This window comes from Flagellimonas zhangzhouensis, from assembly GCF_900102925.1.
GTDB lineage: Bacteria > Bacteroidota > Bacteroidia > Flavobacteriales > Flavobacteriaceae > Flagellimonas > Flagellimonas zhangzhouensis.
The window spans coordinates 355616-376877 of the sequence record NZ_FNKI01000002.1; the positions used below are offsets into that span (position 1 = coordinate 355616).

Annotated in this window: 25 protein-coding genes; 14 read left to right on the forward strand and 11 right to left on the reverse strand. The window is 38.9% G+C overall.

The features are described from left to right. Window positions 1-45: 45 nt before the first annotated feature. Together BLQ18_RS08355 and BLQ18_RS08360 are read right to left on the reverse strand one after the other, a co-directional pair. Window positions 46-969: a M57 family metalloprotease gene (locus tag BLQ18_RS08355; RefSeq protein ID WP_090294209.1), complete on the reverse strand. Its 924-nt coding sequence runs from the start codon at window positions 967-969 to the stop codon at window positions 46-48. A gap of 194 nt (window positions 970-1163) precedes the next feature. After that, window positions 1164-2066, reverse strand: a complete 903-nt coding sequence (locus BLQ18_RS08360; protein ID WP_090294212.1) for a M57 family metalloprotease — start codon at window positions 2064-2066, stop codon at window positions 1164-1166. 133 nt (window positions 2067-2199) lie between these two features. Between BLQ18_RS08360 and BLQ18_RS17210 the strand changes: the two genes are divergently transcribed. Beyond that, window positions 2200-2256, forward strand: coding sequence for a hypothetical protein (locus BLQ18_RS17210; RefSeq protein ID WP_417935111.1), 57 nt, complete (start codon window positions 2200-2202; stop codon window positions 2254-2256). 72 nt (window positions 2257-2328) lie between these two features. Here BLQ18_RS17210 and BLQ18_RS08365 read toward each other — a convergent pair whose 3' ends face one another. The 6 genes from BLQ18_RS08365 to BLQ18_RS17090 form a co-directional block, all read right to left on the reverse strand. After that, entirely contained in the window at window positions 2329-3390 is a 1062-nt protein-coding gene (locus BLQ18_RS08365) for a porin (RefSeq protein WP_090294214.1), read from the reverse strand. A gap of 139 nt (window positions 3391-3529) precedes the next feature. After that, window positions 3530-4810, reverse strand: a complete 1281-nt coding sequence (locus BLQ18_RS08370) for an ammonium transporter (RefSeq protein ID WP_090294216.1) — start codon at window positions 4808-4810, stop codon at window positions 3530-3532. Between the two features lie 33 nt (window positions 4811-4843). After that, complete coding sequence (locus tag BLQ18_RS08375; protein WP_090294219.1) at window positions 4844-5182, reverse strand: P-II family nitrogen regulator; 339 nt, start codon at window positions 5180-5182, stop codon at window positions 4844-4846. A gap of 269 nt (window positions 5183-5451) precedes the next feature. Further along, complete coding sequence (gene crcB / locus BLQ18_RS08380; RefSeq protein ID WP_090294222.1) at window positions 5452-5826, reverse strand: fluoride efflux transporter CrcB; 375 nt, start codon at window positions 5824-5826, stop codon at window positions 5452-5454. A 16-nt stretch (window positions 5827-5842) separates the two neighbouring features. Then, window positions 5843-6022, reverse strand: coding sequence for a hypothetical protein (locus tag BLQ18_RS08385; RefSeq protein ID WP_090294224.1), 180 nt, complete (start codon window positions 6020-6022; stop codon window positions 5843-5845). A gap of 116 nt (window positions 6023-6138) precedes the next feature. Further along, complete coding sequence (locus BLQ18_RS17090; RefSeq protein ID WP_090294227.1) at window positions 6139-6327, reverse strand: hypothetical protein; 189 nt, start codon at window positions 6325-6327, stop codon at window positions 6139-6141. Between the two features lie 41 nt (window positions 6328-6368). On the opposite strand from BLQ18_RS17090, the gene BLQ18_RS08395 reads away from it, so the two are divergent. After that, window positions 6369-6755, forward strand: a complete 387-nt coding sequence (locus BLQ18_RS08395; RefSeq protein WP_090294230.1) for a pyrophosphohydrolase domain-containing protein — start codon at window positions 6369-6371, stop codon at window positions 6753-6755. Between the two features lie 32 nt (window positions 6756-6787). Here the strand turns inward: BLQ18_RS08395 and BLQ18_RS08400 are convergent, their stop codons facing one another. Further along, window positions 6788-7858: a branched-chain amino acid aminotransferase gene (locus BLQ18_RS08400; RefSeq protein ID WP_245668094.1), complete on the reverse strand. Its 1071-nt coding sequence runs from the start codon at window positions 7856-7858 to the stop codon at window positions 6788-6790. Between the two features lie 107 nt (window positions 7859-7965). On the opposite strand from BLQ18_RS08400, the gene BLQ18_RS08405 reads away from it, so the two are divergent. The 10 genes from BLQ18_RS08405 to BLQ18_RS08450 all read left to right on the forward strand — a co-directional run bounded on the left by BLQ18_RS08405 (window position 7966) and on the right by BLQ18_RS08450 (window position 17453). Then, window positions 7966-8442, forward strand: coding sequence for a DUF4920 domain-containing protein (locus tag BLQ18_RS08405; protein WP_090294232.1), 477 nt, complete (start codon window positions 7966-7968; stop codon window positions 8440-8442). Beyond that, window positions 8439-9101: a tRNA (5-methylaminomethyl-2-thiouridine)(34)-methyltransferase MnmC2 gene (gene mnmC2 / locus BLQ18_RS08410; RefSeq protein WP_090294235.1), complete on the forward strand. Its 663-nt coding sequence runs from the start codon at window positions 8439-8441 to the stop codon at window positions 9099-9101. The genes BLQ18_RS08405 and mnmC2 overlap by 4 nt, the downstream gene beginning before the upstream one ends. A gap of 133 nt (window positions 9102-9234) precedes the next feature. Continuing rightward, complete coding sequence (locus BLQ18_RS08415; RefSeq protein ID WP_090294237.1) at window positions 9235-10194, forward strand: TIGR01777 family oxidoreductase; 960 nt, start codon at window positions 9235-9237, stop codon at window positions 10192-10194. 130 nt (window positions 10195-10324) lie between these two features. After that, window positions 10325-10900: a nucleotide exchange factor GrpE gene (locus tag BLQ18_RS08420; RefSeq protein WP_090294240.1), complete on the forward strand. Its 576-nt coding sequence runs from the start codon at window positions 10325-10327 to the stop codon at window positions 10898-10900. A 6-nt stretch (window positions 10901-10906) separates the two neighbouring features. After that, window positions 10907-12028: a molecular chaperone DnaJ gene (gene dnaJ / locus BLQ18_RS08425; protein WP_090294242.1), complete on the forward strand. Its 1122-nt coding sequence runs from the start codon at window positions 10907-10909 to the stop codon at window positions 12026-12028. 183 nt (window positions 12029-12211) lie between these two features. Next, window positions 12212-13150 (forward strand): ABC transporter ATP-binding protein, encoded by a 939-nt coding sequence (locus BLQ18_RS08430; protein ID WP_090294245.1) that lies wholly within the window; start codon window positions 12212-12214, stop codon window positions 13148-13150. Next, entirely contained in the window at window positions 13140-14483 is a 1344-nt protein-coding gene (locus BLQ18_RS08435) for an ABC transporter permease (RefSeq protein ID WP_090294247.1), read from the forward strand. The genes BLQ18_RS08430 and BLQ18_RS08435 overlap by 11 nt, the downstream gene beginning before the upstream one ends. 6 nt (window positions 14484-14489) lie before the next feature. After that, window positions 14490-15377: a mechanosensitive ion channel family protein gene (locus BLQ18_RS08440; RefSeq protein WP_090294250.1), complete on the forward strand. Its 888-nt coding sequence runs from the start codon at window positions 14490-14492 to the stop codon at window positions 15375-15377. A gap of 45 nt (window positions 15378-15422) precedes the next feature. After that, a complete protein-coding gene (locus BLQ18_RS08445; protein WP_245668095.1) occupies window positions 15423-16280 on the forward strand; it encodes a DUF6268 family outer membrane beta-barrel protein in 858 nt (285 codons plus the stop codon). A gap of 9 nt (window positions 16281-16289) precedes the next feature. Then, complete coding sequence (locus BLQ18_RS08450; RefSeq protein WP_090294254.1) at window positions 16290-17453, forward strand: sigma-54-dependent transcriptional regulator; 1164 nt, start codon at window positions 16290-16292, stop codon at window positions 17451-17453. Here BLQ18_RS08450 and BLQ18_RS08455 read toward each other — a convergent pair whose 3' ends face one another. Beyond that, a complete protein-coding gene (locus tag BLQ18_RS08455) occupies window positions 17454-18164 on the reverse strand; it encodes a hypothetical protein (RefSeq protein ID WP_139150379.1) in 711 nt (236 codons plus the stop codon). A 179-nt stretch (window positions 18165-18343) separates the two neighbouring features. Between BLQ18_RS08455 and BLQ18_RS08460 the strand changes: the two genes are divergently transcribed. Both BLQ18_RS08460 and BLQ18_RS08465 read left to right on the forward strand, forming a co-directional pair. Then, on the forward strand, window positions 18344-19228 hold the full coding sequence (locus tag BLQ18_RS08460) for a PPK2 family polyphosphate kinase (RefSeq protein ID WP_090294259.1): 885 nt from the start codon (window positions 18344-18346) through the stop codon (window positions 19226-19228). Beyond that, a complete protein-coding gene (locus BLQ18_RS08465; protein WP_090294261.1) occupies window positions 19225-20622 on the forward strand; it encodes a M20/M25/M40 family metallo-hydrolase in 1398 nt (465 codons plus the stop codon). Before BLQ18_RS08460 ends, BLQ18_RS08465 begins: the two co-directional genes overlap by 4 nt. Window positions 20623-20671: 49 nt before the next feature. Here the strand turns inward: BLQ18_RS08465 and BLQ18_RS08470 are convergent, their stop codons facing one another. Further along, window positions 20672-21253 carry a PepSY domain-containing protein gene (locus BLQ18_RS08470; RefSeq protein ID WP_090294263.1) on the reverse strand — a complete coding sequence of 194 codons (582 nt, stop codon included), beginning with the start codon at window positions 21251-21253 and terminating at the stop codon, window positions 20672-20674. Between the last annotated feature and the right edge of the window lie 9 nt (window positions 21254-21262).

Here is a 21262-nt window from a genome sequence, read left to right on the forward strand (position 1 = left end):
CCCCTCTATCTTTATTAGATAAAGGGGTTTATTGATGTTCATGTGTTAAATTCTACATTTAAACTCCACAAACCTAGCCGAATTGTTGGCACTTGGATAGAGTAAATTATGAGCGTTAATGTCGGCATTGGAAAATCCTTGACCAATATAATTTGGGATTAATAAGGAATTCATTAGTGATGCTCCATCACTATTCGCTGACCCTGGAATAAAACAACCGTCAGTTTTATCGGTATGTCGATAACCTATTGTATGTCCGAATTCATGCATCATCACTCTAGTAAAAAGGGGGATGTTGTTAGAAGCATAACTTAGGGAGTTTGTGTTTATCTTTATAGCGTACCCAGGAACTTGAGCAGGTAAGGAGGCACTGGCAAGTGTAGCTGAATTGTTGGAACTATATAAGTAAACCTCAATGCCATCCCAAGCCCGGATGTCGCAATTTCGGTCTTCTAAAATAAAGGTGAAACGATTGTTCTGGAGGTTGTTCCAATTATTCATTGCGTTTATAGTTGCTTGCCTCCACGCAAAAGGGACAGACCCACTAATATCTACCGCGATTTCATAAATTTCGTCATCGTGACTGCAATTTTTTCCTGGACAAAATTCTGCATGAACAGGAGAGGGTGAAAAGGCTCCACAACCATTACTTGCATAATGAGCGGTGAGGTCAATTCCTTGTTGTTTAATGAAATCAATAGTGTAAAGTAATCCCTCTATTGAAATGGTCATATCATCTTCTAGGATGAATTCATTATTCTTAAAAGCTATGTCATCCTCTTTAAACTTTAGGTCATTGATTAAATATTCCTTTAAATGCTGCAAAGAATCCGGTACTTTTTTGTTTGAGTTTGATAGCTCTTCTGGATAATTGATAGATGAGGGTGTCTGTTCAAGATTTTGATGGTCTTCTGAACAGCTTGTTAGAACACAAATGGCAATACTTGATAATAGAAATAGTTTTTTCATAGTATAATATTTATGGGTTAAGTTTAGATTTTGAAAAAGGAACTGCTGCAACAAATCAAATAGATAAGTTGTGTTGAAATCAAAGAAAAGAGGTTGAAATAATGTGTTCTCCTACCTTTTACTAGTAAAGCATAATAATTTGTGGACCTGAATGTGGTAGGTATGAATGTTTTTAATTGAAACTGAAAAATACTTTACCAAAGATTAGATAGTGCAATAATATCATAATTAGTAAATTCTCCTGTTTCATCATCGTTGAAACAGGCTTTCATAATTGAATTTATATCTATATTAAAGGTTTGGGGTGTGCCTGGGATATGTATTGCACCATAACTTCCCTGTCCTTCATTTCCGCCAATCCCACATGATATACTTCTATTAAAGTAATCTGTATGTCTTAGCCCTATACAATGACCAAGTTCATGAGTCATTACATGTTCAACAACATCAGTCCCAAAGTCGTCACCTAAGTAAGTATTTAAATGTATGCGATTGTATGGTTTACCATTGTTATATGGATAACCTGAAAGTCCACCTTCACCAGAAAAGTTTGAAACCAAAATACAATTTGGATCATTAGAGCAATTTTTTCTTGCACCTGCTGTTGTGGCAGTAATTAATGTAAAGTTTATTCCTAGATTTAGGTTGTTGTAATTTTGAATTGCACGTTGAATACCAGTATTTATAGTTCCATATAATAAAGGGTACGAAGAAATAGCTACAGTATAGTTGTTCGGATTTGCTATCACGGTTGTCCTATATTGACTTGTTAAACTACCTGTTTTTTCTAATGCTTGTATGGGTAGGTGATTAGAAAGTTCATTAGCCTTTAATTCAATATCACCTTCCATAATATAACTTATGTAATTCTCATTAGTTAAAGTATTATGGTTTTCAAATACTTTTGCGATACTACCACCAAATCCTAATTTTTGCAACAAATTAATATCATTGGCTGGAATTTCATATTCAACAAGTAGATTGGAGATAATCTGAGATTCGTAGAATTGTTGGGTAGATTCGTCTAAATTTTGGGATTCTTTAGTACATGAAAGTATTAAAAAGAAGGATACAGAAATAAGAAATAGTTTTTTCATAGTATAAAATTTATAGGTTAAGTATGACCTAAAACTATGAAAAATACTATAACAATATTTTTAAAATAAGTTATATAAGTGTAAGTAAATCAAGTGAATATGGGGTAGTGTAAAAAAGTACTCCTGCCCTCTAGTGCCAAGGCAAAATTATTTGAGAACTAAGGTGAGAGCAGGAGTGAAAAAACAGTAATAAGGACTAGGAACAAAAAAAGCCTTAATCCAGTGGAGTAAGGCTTTTTTGTTTTCATAGAGGTATGTTTTTCTAGAAAGAATAAATTGCAGCGAATAAAACAGAAGCTAAGCTTTTTGTAGGCGCCAAATCATTATCAATGAACGAATCTTCGGAAGAGCTATCTAGACGAATTTCTGGTTTTAGAATCAAGTCACCAATCGTAGCACTACCAGTCAAGGTTAAAGCAAGTACACTTCCATCTCCAGAATCATCGGCACCAACTCCTGTTATTTCTGATCCAAAGAAATCACCTGCCATAAAGTACTCTCCACGCAGACCTAAACTAAAGGTTTCGGAAACTGCATATTGAGGATATAGGGCAACACCTGAGAAGCTACCTGCATTGTCATCAGCACTAAAATGAGCAGCGTTGATACCCAAGAAGAAATCTTCAGAAAGGTCAAAACCACCAGTAAAATCAATTTCGTAGCTACTTTGGCTATACACAAAGTTCAAGAATTGTCCAGAATATCCCAATTGGGCTCCCACGGCGTAATCACCAGTTGGATTGAACTCTGTCAAATCAGTTGGGTTCATAACGGCCAACATTGCAGACCAATCACTCCCAAGGTCGAAATCAGCTTTTAAACCTGTATGGCTAAATGGACCATATGAGAATAGGTATGAAGTACTGTAGTTAAAATTGGCCACTGGAGAAATAACTTCATAACCCAAGAAAGTATTAAAGTTACCAAAGGTCAACGTTACGGCATCACTTACATTCCAATATACGTACAATTGGTTGATGATATCACCAGTCATCGAATACATTGGTGAAGCAAAAACGGCATCTGTACCTCTTGGACCGAAGACCAAATCGGCTACAAAACCTACTTTTTCTCCTTCATAGGCAGCAACAAGGTTGGCCATACCCAAAGAGAAACCAGGTAAATTGGCAAAGGATGATCCTGGAGCAATCGCATCCTCATCATTTGGCGCAGTAAGGTTAGCTCTGTAATAGGCATCAACTGAGCCACTGAAACTGAATTTTGAAGTTTCTTCTTCTTCCTGTGCAAAAACAGAAATTGAAAGCATTGAAAATATGGCAATGGCCAAATTTTTTCCGAAATTTGTATTTATAATCGTTTTCATATCATAATCGTTTTAGTTGTCCTTTTTTGGCTTAGGACAGTTAGTTGTTTAATCGTGAGTTTGATTGAAAAGGTTATGTAACGGAGCGTTTGGCAGAACGCTCCGTTTTCTTTTCAATATGTGTGGGTTGTGAGTTTGATTATTTGTCTTGGGAAATGTGCTCTGGATAAGCTTCGATTCCATGCTCGTGGATATCCAAACCTTCTACTTCCTCTTTCTCGGATACTCTTAGTCCGATAGTTTTCTTCAAAATGAACAATACCACGAAAGATGCAAGTGCAGCCCAAACAATATAGGCCAAAGAGCCATAGGTCTGTACCCAAAGTAGTTTGGCACCTCCACCGTACAATAGTCCACCATCCAAGGCGAAAAGTCCTATCAATACAGTTCCAACAAATCCACAAGTTCCGTGAACAGAGATGGCACCAACTGGGTCGTCAATCTTTAATTTCTTATCGATAAATTCAATAGATATCACTACTAGGATTCCACAGATAAGACCGATGGCCAATGCTCCCCATGCACTTACGGAACCACAACCAGCGGTAATACCTACCAATCCAGCTAAAGCACCGTTCAAGGTCATGGAAATATCAGCTTTACCGTAACGTGCCCATGTAAAGAATAGGGCTCCGATAGCACCGATAGCAGCAGCAAGGTTAGTGTTGATGATCACACTGGTTGCACCAATAGTGTCGTCTCCACCCCAAGCCAATTGGGAACCTCCGTTAAATCCGAACCATCCCAACCAAAGGATGAATACCCCAAGGGCACCAAAGGCCATGTTGTGACCAGGAATTGCTTGAGCTTTTCCATCTACATATTTTCCAATTCTAGGGCCTACCAAGATAGCGGCAACCAATGCAGCTGCACCTCCAACGGCGTGTACTACAGAAGAACCGGCGAAATCGATGAATCCAGCAGTGTTCAACCAAGCATCGTCATCGAATGGCCAGTACCAGCTACCAGAAATAGGATAAATTAGTGTGGTTAGAATAGCTGAGAAAATAAGATAGGTGGAAAACTTTGTTCTTCCAGCAATAGCTCCTGATACAATAGTGGCAGCTGTTGCACAGAATACAGTTTGGAAGAATAAGTTATACCAATCATCGGCACTAAAAAAGAAGTAACCTTGATCTGATGGACTGGATCTAAAGAATCCGCCACCTACTAAATCACTACCATACATAATGGCATAACCTACTGCCCAGAACATTACCGATCCGACAGCGAGGTCCATTACGTTTTTCATGATAATGTTCCCAGAGTTCTTGCTACGCGTAAATCCAACCTCAACAAGGGTGAATCCTGCTTGCATAAAGAATACCAATATTGCAGCTAAGGTAATCCAAAGTGCGCCCATATCGCCAGTGATGGCTTCTACGGCTTTATCTATTGCTTCTTGTTCTTGTACAATCATAATCTAAGTTTTTGAGTTTTTGGCTAATTAATGTTAATTGATTCCTGCGCTACCGCTTTCTTTGGTCCTGATTCTATAGGCTTCAATAACGTCTGAAACGAAGATCTTCCCGTCTCCCACATTGCCTGTTGATGCAGTTTCCAATAATACGTTTACGGTTTTTTCCAGAAAGTCATCGCTAACAACGATAACCAAATACCTCCTCTGAATATCGCTGGTACTGTACGAAATACCACGATACACATGTCCTTGTTTTTCATTTCCAACTCCAGTTACATCCCAGTAACTAAAGAAGTTAACCTCAATTTGATGGAGGGCTTTTTTCACCTCATCAAATTTGGATTTTCTAATAATTGCCTCGACTTTTTTCATAATTAAGTAGTTAATTGATCACTCAAATATAGAGGAATTAGGTCGAGACTATTAAAAATGAGAGGGGTATTGGGTCATTTTTACGGGTATAAAAAAAATACCCCAAATATTTTAGGGGTATCTAATTTTAAATAAAGATTTGTTATTTATTTGTTGATTTTATCTTAACATTTGAACCTTTAAATTTAAATTAAGTCAGTTAAGTGGCTTTAAAACCAATAAAATGTTTAGGTTTTAACAAATTTTAACTATAAAAATGCAATTTGTAACTATTCTAAGTATCTCGCAATCCAAAGTCCTAAAACAATTGCAAGAATTCCGACCACAATGCTGGAAATCATATAAATGGCAAAATTGAGGAGGTCGCCATTCTTTATAAGGTAATGCTTTTCATACGCAAAGGCGGAGAAAGTGGTAAAGCCTCCACAAAATCCAGTCGCTAAAAATAAAGTACTGTTTTGAGATAAGAACTGACCTTTTACAGATAGGCCCAAAACTAGACCTATAATTACACAGCCTACAATGTTTACCAAAAATGTTCCGAGGAAAAAATTGTGCAAAAGGGGATTCAAAGGTTTTGAAATAAGGTAGCGCAATACGCTTCCCAATCCGCCACCAATAAAAACAAGAAAGGCCTGTTTCATCGGCTAAAGGTACAAACTATACCGCTTCCTTGTATTCAGTTTCAGAAGTCTCGCGCAGCCATAGTTTGGTTGTTGCTGTTTCCGAAACGCGTTGGATTGGTTTTATAAACCTGTCTTTTGCCCCATTGACACTGAAAATCAACAGTATCGCATTAATCGCAAGTAATCCAAGAAGTATGCTAAAAAATAGTACCATATTTTTTTTGCCAAATTAATGTTAAACAAAAGTACGGTTTTTCCTATAGCATCAACTTTAAAGGAACTTTAATGTTGTGTAAACTCGAATTTTTGTGGTGATGGTGGATTATCTTCTCAATTTTTGAGAAAATACTTGATTACAAACAAGATAATTATAAAAGTTATAAAGGAAATCAGGATCCAAATTACACCTTTATAGTTTTTCTTGTGCAATTTCTTGTCCTTTTTATAAGAAAGAGAAACAATTACAACAAAGGCAATAAAAAATAGAATGGCAAATATCAACTGTCCTGTACTGAACATATATTTATATTTTTATGCAAAACTAAATCAATTATAGGGTAATGGAAAGTAAAATTAAAGCAGTGGAGTTGTTCCACAATTCTTTTGGGCTGGGAGTGAAACAAAATCCAAAAGCAGATTTGGGTAAGGACAAAAACCTATTGCGTTTTAATTTAATGGATGAGGAAAACAAAGAATACCTTGAAGCTGCCAACAATAACGACATGGTTGAGGTGGCCGATGCCCTAGGAGATATGCTCTATATACTTTGCGGAACTATTTTAGAGCATGGCATGCAATATAAAATAGAAGAGGTTTTTGAAGAAATTCAAAAAAGCAACATGAGCAAGTTAGGGGCGGATGGTAAACCTATTTATAGGGAAGATGGCAAAGTACTGAAAGGCCCGAATTACTTTAAACCAGATATTAAAACCATAATGGATAAATAAAAAAAGCACCTTTTAAGGTGCTTTTTTTATTATTATTGGGCGACTTCGTATCGCCATCCAAATTTATCTTCGGCCCTATTATATTGAATATCCGTAATACGTTTTTTCAATAAAGAGGCATAACTGTTTTCCAATTCGGGAAGGTCATAATCCTCACCGTGGTATCCGAATCCTGCGATTGGAGAAATTACCGCAGCAGTTCCAGCACCGAACATTTCTTTGAGCGTGCCATTTTTGGCCGCTTCCACCAATTCGTGCACAGAAACTTTGCGTACTTCTGTTTTGATTCCCTCATCATTGGCAATATCCAAAATGCTTTTACGGGTAATTCCATCAAGGATTCTATCGTTGGTAGGAGCAGTAAGCAAAGTGTCGCCAATTCGAACAAAAACGTTCATGGCACCTGCTTCCTCAATAAATTCGTGGGTATTGTCGTCTGTCCAGATTACTTGTTGGTATCCTTTTTCCGCAGCCAATTGTGTTGGATAGAACTGTCCAGCGTAGTTACCACCAGCTTTGGCATAACCAACACCACCGTTTGCAGCACGGGAATAGGTTTCTTCGATAAGCACCTTAACTTTTCCAGAAAAATAAGAACCAGAAGGAGCACAAGCGATAATGAATTTATATTCATCTGCTGGTGAAGCGTGGAACCCGTTTCCAGAAGCAAAAATAAATGGTCTTATATATAAGGAACTCCCTGGGTTTTGAGGAACCCAATCACTTTCTACTTGTAACAAGGCATTCAAACCATCCATAAAATAAGCTTCAGGAAGTTCTGGAATGGCCAAACGCTTGGCCGATTTGTTCAATCGTTTCCAATTTTCCAAAGGACGGAACAACCAAATTTTTCCAGCTTCATCCTTATAGGCTTTCATTCCTTCAAAAATGGATTGCCCATAATGAAAGATTTTGGCAGATGGATCCAAAGTAATCGGTTGGTAAGGCACCACTTTCGGAGCGGACCATTCACCGTTTTTATAATCACAGACCAACATATGGTCAGAATATACACTTCCAAAGGAAAGGTTGTCAAAATCAACATCTTGTATTTTCGATGTTTTCGACTTCTCGATAGCTACATTGTTCGCCATTGTTTCCATATCTCTTACATTTGCAAAGTTAAAATTAGCTATTTATTGTTAGTTTTGACGTATTGCGAAATCTAAATTTCGTACTTCAAACACATTAACCATAAAGTTGCATAAAAATGAAGGTTTTTAACAAAATCACTATTGTTTTCTTAACCGTTTTGGCGGTTTCATCCTGTAAAAAAGAAACTATTAAAGGAGATTATTTCGGAGCTGAGTTCGAAATTTCCTCTAGTGTGGATAAAACAGCTTTGGCTTATGCCAATATAACGCCTAAAGATTCTGTACAAACCCAAATAGTGGGAGAAATTACAGAAGTATGTCAAGCCAAAGGATGTTGGATGAAAGTGAAGTTGGATTCCGAAGAAGAAGTATTCGTCCGATTTAAAGATTACGGATTTTTTGTTCCAAAGGATGCAGCGGGTAAGACCGTAGTAATGAACGGAGCAGCCTTTTTTGAAGAAATGTCTGTGGACGATCAAAGACATTATGCCGAAGATGAAGGCGCATCCGAAGATGAACTGGCATTGATAACCAGCCCTAAAAAAACATATCGATTTGAAGCTGACGGGGTGCTTATAGCCCAACAGCCTTGAAAAGAAAAATTATAGTTACTGGCGATGGTTCCAAAACCATTCAAATAGAGGATTGGAACGAACAGTACCATTCCAAGCACGGTGCAGTTCAAGAAGCTTACCACGTATTTATCAAACACGGTCTTCAATTATTTGTCAATACTGAAATCAATTTGTTGGAAATTGGTTTTGGAACGGGTTTGAATGCGCTGATCACTTATTTGGAAGCTCCCAAACAAAATCTCAAAATAAATTATACAGGTGTTGAAGCCTATCCTGTTGAAATGAATGAGGTGGCGCAATTGGATTATTGCCAACAATTGGGTGCTGAGGAATTGGAACTTGAATTTGAAAAAATGCACCAAATCCTGTGGGAAGAGTCCAGTCCTATTTCCGATTTCTTTGCATTGCACAAACAAAAAAGGGATTTTAAAGAGATTTCCGATTCAAATCAATACCACCTTCTTTATTTTGATGCTTTTGGGGCAAGAGTGCAGCCCGATTTGTGGACGGAGGAAATTTTTGGTATCATGTACACCGCGCTTCAACAAGGAGGGGTCTTGGTGACCTATGCTGCAAAAGGAAGTGTGCGACGCGCCATGCAAGCGGTCGGTTTTACCGTAGAACGTTTGCCAGGTCCACCAGGAAAAAGAGAAATGTTACGGGCCACTAAAAGTTGATTTTAAGTGGAGATGTTAATATTTTAACCCTCCGAAATCATAAAAAGTTATAAAATTCGCGCAATAGTGTTAAACCTAAATTAACGTCTGAAAAACAGCACTATAAACGTGTAATTTTGTCCAAAATAATTCTATGAGGGTATTGATTACAGGGGCTACAGGATTGGTGGGGCAGGCCATTGTTAAGGTATTGCAACGCAAAGGTATCCCCATTAATTATTTAACGACCAGCAAAGAGAAAATTTCATCCGATGAAGATTTCCAAGGATACTATTGGAACCCTTCCAAAGGTGAAATCGATTTGGATTGCTTTAAAGATGTTCAGGCCATTATCAATTTGGCAGGATCGAGCATTGCCAAGCGCTGGACACCTTCCAATAAAAAGAACATGCTTTCCAGTAGGGTCGATAGCTTAGCTACTTTAAAAAAAGGCGTTGAAAAAGCTGGTGCCCAAGAAGTAGAGTGTTTTGTTTCTGCTTCGGCCATAGGTATTTATCCAGATTCCACTTCCAATTATTATAATGAGGACACTAAAGCCATTGATGATGGTTTTTTGGGAGAAGTGGTGACCAAATGGGAGGCAGAAGCAGATACCTTTAAAGCATTGGGATTGGATGTTGCCAAAGTAAGAATCGGATTGGTGCTTTCAGATGAAGGTGGAGCCTTGCCAAAAATGGCCATGCCCATCAAAAATTTTGTCGGAGCTCCAATAGGTTCGGGTAACCAATGGCAATCTTGGATTCATATTGATGATTTGGCACAAATGTTCGTCTTCATTATTGAAAACAACTTGAGTGGAGTATTCAATGGGGTGGCACCGAATCCAGTGACCAATACAAAACTTACCCAAAAACTAGCCGAAATTTTGGACAGACCTTTATGGTTGCCCCATGTGCCAGAATTTCTTTTGAAGGCAGTTCTCGGTAAAATGTCCACACTCTTATTGGCAAGCCAACGAGTGAGCAGTAAAAAAATTGAAGAAGAAGGATTCACTTTTCAGTACTCCAACATTTGTTTGGCCTTGAATCAAATCTATGTTGAAAATAGGGAGGAAACAAAGGCCTTGGAAGCCGCTGAAAATGAATTGATATAATATTACTCCATAGTTTAACCTACTCAAAGTCCGCTTTTGCGGATTTTTTTATGTTTTGCTGTGACATTTTGACATTTTTGGACAATTGGCAGTACTTTTGCCACTTCATATTGGTAAAAAATTAATAGACATGAGCGATAAAAGTAAGGTTGAGGAAATGGAAGAGGAGTCCAAAAAAGGACAAACCGACGGGAGTACTGAGCTGAACGGTGAAGATATAAACAGCGACCAAGCAGAAGAACAACAAGAAGAAGTATCTGTGGAAGACCAATTGAAAGAAGATTTGGCTAAAGAAAAGGATAAATTCCTAAGATTGTTTGCCGAGTTTGAGAACTTCAAAAAGAGAACTTCCAAAGAACGTATGGATTTGTTCAAAACTGCAGGACAAGAAGTCATTGTGGCATTGTTGCCCGTGATGGACGATTTTGACCGTGCCCTTAAGGAACTTGCCAAATCTGAGGATAAGGAAATGTTCAAAGGAGTGGAGCTCATCAGCAATAAATTCAAAGAAACTTTAAAGAACAAGGGCTTGGAGCAAATCGAAGTTGGTGAAGGAGATGCTTTCGATGCCGATGTGCACGATGCCATCACCCAGATTCCCGCCCCGAACAAAAAATTGAAAGGGAAAATTATCGATGTGGTCGAAAAAGGATTCAAACTCGGAGATCGCATTATAAGACACCCTAAAGTTGTTGTTGGAAACTAATTATTTATGAAGGAGGATTATTACGACATATTAGGAGTATCCAAAGGAGCTACTGCTGCAGAAATCAAAAAAGCCTATAGAAAAAAGGCGATTGAATTTCACCCCGACAAGAACCCAGGCGATGAAAAGGCTGAGGAAATGTTCAAAAAAGCAGCAGAAGCCTACGAAGTTTTGGGTGATCCAGACAAAAAAGCCAAGTACGACCAATTCGGACACGCTGCTTTCGACGGAAGTCAAGGTTTTGGTGGCGGAGGTATGAACATGGATGATATCTTCAGTCAGTTTGGGGATATTTTCGGTGGAGCCTTTGGAGGAGGTGGATTCAGTGGTTTTGGCGGCTTCGGTGGAGGTGGTCAACGCAGAATGAAAGGAAGTAACCTTCGTATCCGCGTAAAGCTTACCTTGGAAGAAGTAGCCAATGGTGTGGAGAAAAAAGTAAAGGTGCGCCGTAAGCTTCAAGCAGATGGAGTGTCCTATAAAACTTGTCATACGTGTAATGGTACTGGACAAATCATGAAAGTGACCAATACCATTTTGGGACGTATGCAAACAGCGACCACTTGTTCAACTTGCGGTGGTTCTGGTCAAACAATTGACAAAAAACCTGCCGATGCAGATGCTCAAGGAATGAAAGTAGTGGAAGAAACCGTATCCATTAAAATTCCACCTGGAGTAGAAGATGGCATGCAGTTGAAGGTGTCTGGAAAAGGTAACGCAGCTCCTGGCAATGGTATTTCTGGAGATTTGTTGGTAGCCATTGAGACTTTGGAACATGAAACCTTGAAGCGTGAAGGAGACAACTTGCACTATGATCTATACATCAGTATTTCCGAAGCAGTTTTGGGCAGTTCCAAAGAAATTGATGCCGTTGGAGGTAAAGTGCGCATTAAATTGGAGCCAGGAATTCAATCTGGAAAGATTTTGAGATTGAGAGGAAAAGGAATCACAAGTTTAAACGGATATGGAAGTGGTGACCTTTTGGTTCATGTGAACGTTTGGACACCAAAGACACTAAATAAGGAGCAGAAAGAGTTTTTTGAACGTATGCAAGGCGATGAAAATTTCACGCCAAGGCCCGAAAAATCGGATAAATCCTTCTTTGAGAAGGTAAAAGATATGTTCTCTTAAGAATAAAAATCTTTCTGTTTAAATAAAAAACGTATATTTGAAACTGATGTTGGGTGACCGATATCTAATTTTCTTTTTCATAGCAATTTTTTTCCCATCCTTAATTTGCTTTAAGGGTGGGTTTTTGTTTTTAAGGGAAACCTTGTTTTTCAACAATTACATATCTTTGAAAAAATAGATTACATGGATCATATCCTTGTTGCCAAAAATGTGTCCAAAACTTATGGAGACTATACTGCATTGCGCAACATATCGCTAGAAATCCCAACGAATTGTATTTATGGACTTTTGGGCCCAAATGGGGCTGGAAAGACCTCATTTATTCGAATCATCAACCAGATTACGCATCAAGATACTGGAGAGGTTTTGTTCAATGGCGAGCCTTTAGCACCACATCATATTGCCATGATCGGCTATTTGCCCGAAGAACGCGGATTGTACAAAAGTATGAAGGTAGGGGAGCAAGCATTGTATCTGGCCCAATTGAAGGGATTGTCCAAAGCTGAAGCCAAAACCCGATTAAAATATTGGTTCGACCGTTTGGATATTGGGGATTGGTGGAACAAGAAAGTGCAAGAACTTTCCAAAGGGATGGCGCAGAAGATTCAATTTATTGTTACTGTATTGCACGAACCTAAACTGCTCATTTTTGATGAGCCATTTAGTGGTTTCGACCCTATAAATGCCAATCTCATCAAAGATGAAATTCTACAATTAAAAGAAAACGGAACCTCTATTATCTTTTCTACGCACCGAATGGAATCTGTGGAGGAACTTTGTGAGTACATCGCATTGATTCATAAATCCGAAAAGATTTTGGACGGAAAATTATCCGACATCAAAAAAGCATACAAAAACAACATTTTCAATATTGGACTTCAAGCGGAGAAAGATGCGCATGCACTATTGAAGACTTTGGAAGAAAAGTTCAACATACTTTCATCCCATATCGATTTGGCGGAAAACCAATTGGATTTTAAGGTACAGCTGCCAAATTCAAATACAGCGGGAGTTTTGACCGAACTTTCGAGCATGGCCAACATCAATCGTTTTGAAGAAACCATTCCTTCGGCCAACGATATTTTTATTCAAACCGTAAACAACAAGGATAATGGCAAGTAAAATCGGATTGATCATAAGAAGGGAATATTTGGCCAAGGTACGCAACCGTTCGTTTGTAGTGATGACCATTTTGAGTCCACTTTTGATTGTGGGAATGATCGTGTTGATTGCTTATTTGGCAAAAGTAAACGATGATGAAACCCGAGTGGTGGCGGTTTTGAACGAGAGCAGCTTTTTTATGGAAGAATTTCAGCCGACTAAAAATCTGTCCTTCGTACAATTTGAGGGGATTGGTTTAGAGGAAGCCAAAGATTCTACCAACGCTTTGGAATATTATGGATTGTTGTATCTGCCGAATGAACAAAATGTTGAAAAGACAGCAAAGTCCTCGTATCTTTTTACAAAGGACAACCCCAATACCAACATCACCCAAAAATTGGAAAACATTTTTCAAAGACAATTGCGACAAGACCGTTTGCAAAAGTTGGGGGTGAGTTCCGAGCAATTTTCAACCGTAGAGGCCCCATTTGAAATCAACTTGGCCACTTTTGAGGGCGAAAAGAGCATGAAGGGCATCAATGAAATAAAAGCCGTGATCGGTGGTGGATTCGGTTATGCCATTATGATGTTCATTATTATTTACGGTGGATTTGTAATGCGCAGTGTGATCGAGGAAAAAACCAGTCGCATTATCGAAGTGATCATTTCTTCCGTAAAACCCTTTCAATTGATGTTGGGGAAAATTATTGGAACATCCCTGGCGGGGTTGACCCAATTTACCATTTGGATCATATCGGCTTCCATACTTTTAGCATTGGCGGTAATGCTTTTTGGAATTGATTTGGCGCAACTATCAGGAGATTCTCCCATGCCCGCTGGACCAATGGGAGCTGGAATGTCGCAGATTGAAGGTATGGACAGTGAAATGTTGCTGTATGCCCAAGAGATTTTGGATATTCCGTGGGGATTGTTGATTGTTTCCTTCTTTATTTATTTTGTGCTGGGCTATTTGATCTACAGTTCTATTTATGCCGCTATCGGTGCTGCCGTGGATAATGAGACCGATACACAACAATTTATATTTCCTATTATTTTACCTTTGATGTTGGCCATCTATGTGGGCTTCTTTTCAGTATTCAGCAACCCACATGGACCCATTGCCGTGGCATTTTCATTGTTCCCGTTGACATCGCCGATTGTAATGCTCATGCGTTTGCCTGGTGGAATTGGAGAAGGAGGTGTACCACTATGGCAGTTTTTAACATCTGTTGGCGTGCTGATTGTCACCTTTTTGGGAATAGTGACCTTGGCAGCCAAAATATACAGAACAGGAATTTTAATGTATGGTAAAAAGCCAACTTATAAAGAGTTGGTAAAATGGTTGAAATACTAAAAAATTATGCAAGAAGGTGCAGAAGACATAAAAGAAATCATCAAAGAAGATGTTTGGGGCACCATCAAGGATTTTTTAAATCTTGGTGTGCATCTGGGCGAAGGTGAAAAATCCATTCACTTAACCATTGGTTTATTGCTCCTCTTGACGGTTGCACTTATAGCAACTAAGTTTGTGTTGAAGTGGTTGCGCCATTTGCTGACTCGAAAAATGGAACAGGAGGACAAGCAAAAGTTCTCCAGTGTTTTCAAATTTCTCAATTATGTTATTTATTTAATTGCGGTAGTTTTTACCCTAAGTGCAGCAGGGGTAGATATCACATTGGTGATTACTGCATCGGCGGCTCTATTTGTTGGTTTGGGTCTTGCTTTGCAAGAATTGTTCAAGGATATTCTTGGAGGTATTTTCATTATAATCGACAAATCGTTGCAAGTGGGTGATGTGGTCGAAGTTGATGGAAAAGTAGGAAAGGTTTTCGAAATTAAACTACGTACCACAAGGGCCATTACCAGAGATGATAAAGTTTTGATCTTGCCTAATCATAAATTCATCAGCGACATCGTTTATAACTATACCCAAAACCACAAGACCACTCGTGAAAAGGTGAGTGTGGGGGTAGCCTATGGAAGCGATGTACAATTGGTGACCAAGATTTTGGAAGAAATAGCACATACACAGAAACAAGTATTAAAAAATCCCAAGCCTTTCGTTTTGTTCGAAGACTTTGGGGATTCTGCATTGATATTTTCCATTTTCTTTTTTACAAACGATACGTTTAGAGATCCCAGGATAAAAAGTGAAATGCGTTACAAGATAGATGCCAAGTTCAGGGAAAACAACGTATCCATTCCGTTTCCACAGAGAGATATACACATTATTCAGCCTAAACAATAGAATAAAATAAAAACCTTAAACCCCCATAGTACAAATTGGAAGCTGTTGGCTTTTGTTGTATTGCTTTGTAGTCAGATTGGATGGGCACAAAGTACAGATATTCTTCGGTTCGATTATTTGAACATTCCCGAAAACGATGCGGGAATGAAAACTCAACGTTATAAGGCACTTTTCAATTTTCCCATAAAACTAAACGAGAAGAATGATTATTTGATTACTGGGTTTGAGTACAATCGGTTTGATATGGATTATTCCAAGGAATTACCATTTGATAAGAGTGAACTGATCCGTTTTCATGTGATTGATTTTAATGCTGGGATCATTACCAAATTGAATGAAAATTGGAATTTCATTGCGATTTTAACGCCCAGATTGGCCTCCAACTTATTGGATGGCACCGAGGCGGATGATTTTTTCATGAATGCCACGGCAACCATCTGGAAGGAGCGTCCCAATGCCGATAAACCTTACCGATTGGTGCTGGGTTTAACCTATAATAGTACCACTGGTTTGCCTGTTCCATTACCTTTGATCAATTATTACAGAAGGTTTCACCCCAATTGGTCCTATACCTTGGGAATTCCTAGAAGTAACTTTAGGCACCACATAAATAAAAAGCATTTGGTAGAGTTGGCATTGTTCTTGGATGGTTATTATATCAATCTCCAGAATGATGTGATCATGGATGATGGTCAAGTGGCCTCCAAAATATCGTTGACCGCATTGGTAGGGAGTTTAGGATATCAATACAATATATCCAATAGAATGGCGCTTTTTGCTACGTTGGGAAGGTCAGTGATTCAAGAAGGGATACTTCGGAATGATGATCAAGGATCAGTATATTTATTGAATAATGAGTCGAGTTTTTATATAAGGACTGGTTTCAAAATAGGAATTTTTTAAACTTTAGGTATGTCAAAAATTTTGGTAATAGAAGATGAATCGGCCATTCGAAGAGTGCTGGTTAAGATTCTTGCAGAAGAGAACGATAACTATAGCGTCCATGAGGCCGAAAATGGCCTTGAGGGTATTGAAGCCGTAAAAAAGGAGGATTTCGATCTCGTGCTTTGCGATATTAAAATGCCCAAAATGGATGGTGTTGAGGTCTTGGAAGCTGCCAAAAAGATTAAACCTGAAATTCCTTTTATCATGATTTCTGGTCACGGTGATTTGGATACTGCGGTAAACACCATGCGCCTTGGGGCATTCGATTACATTTCCAAACCACCAGATTTAAATCGTTTGTTGACCACTGTTCGAAATGCTTTGGACCGAAAGGAATTGGTAGTCGAAAACAAGATTCTTAAAAAGAAGGTCTCCAAAAACTACGAAATGATCGGGGAGAGTGATGAGATCGGCACCATAAAGGATATGATCGAAAAAGTGGCCCCAACCGATGCCCGAGTGCTCATTACGGGATCCAATGGTACAGGTAAGGAATTGGTGGCCCACTGGGTGCATCAAAAAAGCCCGCGATCATCTGCACCTTTTATCGAGGTGAACTGTGCGGCAATACCTTCCGAATTGATTGAAAGTGAATTGTTTGGGCATGTAAAGGGGGCGTTTACATCTGCAGTAAAAGATCGTGCAGGTAAGTTTGAAGCTGCCAACAAGGGTACTATATTTTTGGATGAAATTGGGGATATGAGCCTTTCTGCCCAAGCAAAAGTGTTGCGTGCCTTGCAAGAAAATAAAATTTCCCGTGTCGGTTCCGATAAGGACATTAAGGTGGATGTTAGGGTGCTGGCCGCGACAAACAAAGATTTAAAGAAAGAAATAGAAGACGGTAAATTCCGTGAAGACCTTTACCACCGATTGGCCGTGATTTTGATCAAGGTGCCAGCTTTGAACGATAGACGCGATGATATTCCGCTTTTGATTGAACACTTTTCCCAAAAAATTGCATCGGAGCAGGGAACGGCACAAAAAAGCTTTTCTAAAAAAGCGTTGGAATTATTAAAAGGTTACGATTGGACAGGTAATGTGCGTGAACTACGCAATGTTGTGGAACGCTTGATTATTTTGGGAGGTAAGGAAGTTTCAGAAGAAGATGTGAAACTATTTGCCAGCAAATAGTCAATTACATTTTTTAAGTCGATTCAAAGCATTTTCCGATAACTCTTTCACACGTTGGTGATACTCTTTTTTATGGGGAGAAAGTTCGGTGTTCAACAAAATCAAACGAGATTCCTCATAAATATTTGTAATAAATCGCTGTGCATCGGGGCAGTCGACATCGGTAACCACTTTGTCCAAAGAAGTTTCAAAACTCAATAAACAATTGTGAACCTGTTTCTCAATAGCATTTCCTTGGGTTAATAGAATGGAGTTTTCAGTTTCCAAAGCTTGTTTGGTATTCATTACCAAAATATTGGTTCCATAACTACTAGTGGTCTCTTCTTCAAAAATGCGCAATACTTTTTCCCCAATCAAAACATTCTCCAAAGCTATGTGTAAATCTGTTTTGGAACTTCTTAAATTGTCTGATTTGGTAGCAATTTTTAAATGGGAAAGTGTTTTTTCCAAACTTTCAATAGTACCATCACAACCACAATCCAGAAAATTGTTCCTTGTTTTTTCGATGCTGTTCAAAGCTTTATACGCATGGTATTTAGCAATGTTGATGTCCTTAGAGGAAACAGCTTTTTCAATTTCAGTTTTAATGAAATCAAGATTTGAACTCGCGTAGGTGCAAGCTTGTGGAGTTTTAAATGCCGAAGTCATGATCAATAGACTAACAAGGCCTACGATGAAGACTATAAGTAGGATAATATTCTTCTTTTTCATAACGCTTTAGATTTGGGACTTTGCGTATTGATATTCATAAAGTTATGTTGTAGTGTATTTTTGTAGGAAAATAAATCGTTTAAAACACCAACTTAGACTATAAAAGGTAAAAAGTCCGATGAAATGCACCCTAACTTGTACGTATGTTCAAATGCACAAAAAGGGTTATCTTCATTGCAATGAAAAATATAGAAGCAACCACATATCGAGTACAGGGAACGCTCGATTTGACCAAGGAAAACACCTATGAGGATTTCGGTGCCTCCGAAAAGGAACTGAAAAAGGCATTGAAGAAGATTCGCAAAGATTTAGGAGAATTTCAAGATACCTTATACGCCCATGGAAAGTATGGGGTTTTAGTGTGTCTACAAGGCATGGATACCGCTGGAAAGGACAGCCTTATAAGAGAAGTGTTTAAAGACTTTAATGTAAGGGGCGTTGTAGTGCATAGTTTTAAAGTGCCATCCACTTTGGAGAAAAAACACGATTACTTATGGCGGCATTATATTGCTTTGCCAGAGCGTGGTAAATTCTCTGTTTTTAACCGAACACATTATGAAAATGTGTTGGTCACTAAAGTGCATCCAGAATATATTTTGGGTGAAAACCTGCCCAAGGTTGACGAAGTTGGAGATATTGATGAGGCATTCTGGGAAAAAAGGTATCAGCAGATTCGTGAATTTGAACAGCATGTTGCACAAAACGGAACAATCATATTCAAATTCTTTCTCAACCTTTCCAAAGAAGAACAACGGCAACGTCTATTGCGAAGAATTGAATTAAAGCAAAAGAATTGGAAATTTTCTCCAGGGGATTTGGAGGAGCGAAAACTGTGGGGCAAATATCAAGCCTGCTACCAAGAAGCCTTGAACAAAACATCCGAAGAATATGCTCCGTGGTTCGTGATTCCCGCTGACAATAAAGAAGCGGCACGAGTAATTGTGGCTTCAATTATGTTGGAAGCGTTAAAAAAATACAAAGATATAGAGGAGCCTGAGTTGGACGATGAAATAAAGGCTAATTTAGAAATCTTTAAACAAGAATTGGATAAAGAAACAACATGAGAGTAACCCTACTAATGGCCTTTCTATTGGTCAGCACCCCATTTTTTTCTCAAACCGAAGACGAAAAACAAATCAAATCGATTTATGATAAAGCATTGACCAATGGTAAAGCTTACGATTGGCTCAACTATTTATCCAACCAAATTGGAGGGAGGCTGTCAGGATCCGTGCAAGCGCAGGAGGCAGTTGATTATACCAAAGCCCAATTGGATTCTTTGGGATTGGACCGTGTGTGGTTACAACCCGTAATGGTGCCCAAATGGGTGCGTGGGGTTCCTGAGTTCGCTTATTTTGAAACCAAACCAGGACTGACCACCAATGTGCCTATTTGTGCTTTAGGAGGTTCGGTGTCAACTCCAAGTGGTGGTTTAAAAGCCAATATTGTGGAAGTGCAAGGCATTGAAGAGTTGGAAAAATTGGGCAGGGATAAAATTGAAGGCAAAATCGTTTTCTACAACCGTCCCATGGAGCCCACTTTGATCAATACGTTCACTGCATATTCAGGTTGCGTAGACCAAAGAAGCACAGGTGCAGTTGAAGCTGCCAAATTTGGTGCGGTTGGAGTTATTGTACGTTCCATGAATTTAAGATTGGACGATTATCCACACACTGGAAATATGCGATATGGCGACACACCAGTCAGTGAAAGGATTCCAGCAGCGGCCATCAGCACCAATGGAGCAGAGTTATTGAGCACTACGCTAAAATTGAATCCTGATGTTAAATTTTATTTCAAACAAAATTGTAAGCAATACGAAGATGTGCAATCTTATAATGTGATTGGTGAGATTACTGGAAGTGAGTTCCCCAATGAAGTTATGGTTGTTGGTGGACATTTGGATTCATGGGATTTGGGAGATGGTTCGCATGATGATGGCGCGGGTTGTGTACAGAGCATGGATGTTTTACGATTGTTGAAAGAAACTGGATATCGTCCTAAAAGAACTTTACGTGTGGTACTTTTTATGAATGAGGAAAATGGGATGCGCGGCGGAAACAAATATGCTGAAGTGGCTCGAAACAAAAATGAAAACCACGTGTTCGCCTTGGAAAGTGATTCAGGCGGATTTACGCCACGTGGATTTTCCATTGATGCTTCGGAGGATAACATCAAACAAATCCAAGGATGGCGAGATCTATTTGAACCTTATTTGGTGCATATGTTCGTAAAAGGCGGGAGTGGAGCCGACATAGGACCACTAAAAGAAGAAGGAATGGTGCTCGCTGGACTTCGTCCTGATAGTCAGCGTTATTTTGATCATCACCACGCTGAGAACGATACCTTTGAGCATGTGAACAAGCGTGAATTGGAATTAGGAGCTGCCACTATGGCCAGTTTGGTATACCTCATTGATAAATATGGAACCATGCCAGTAAAAAAGATAAAGGGGTAATTCTAGAAACTTACTCTTAAAAAGACCGTCCTATTTTAGGACGGTTTTTTTATGTAGCTGAATGAAGTTTCTTTCTACTGTCCTTTTTCATTTGTTTGGGGCCGTACCACAACCAGAAACCAGTTATGGTGAAAATTAATAGGGAAATTCCCATGACAGAGGTGTAGGTTAATTTTACAAAACTACCTGTACCCAAATAATCATCTAGAATCGAGCCGTCATGCACATTTTCCAAGAAATCGGAACGCCGTTTTCCAACCGATAGCACCTCACCAGTAGCACCGTCCAATTGTACTTCCATATATTGCTCCACAAACACAAATTTTACGGAACCTTTGTCCTTTCGCATATCAATACGATCTATTTCTATTGACATATCAGGGGAGACCTCTTCGCGCAAAGTAGTGCAGGCAATAGTGTGTAGGCTGTCTACTGGCAACCATTTAGTAAGGTCGGATGTGGTGCCCTTTTGGGTTTTGGGAATAATGTAACCGTTAGAGTTCTTTTTCCAACCTAAAAAGAGTCCTGAAATGGAAATAATAAAGAAAAATATAAATAATAAAGCTCCTGTGGTTCGGTGTACTTTTCTAAAAATGCGTAATACTTTGGCTTGCTTCTTCCTTTTGCCCATTCATGAAAG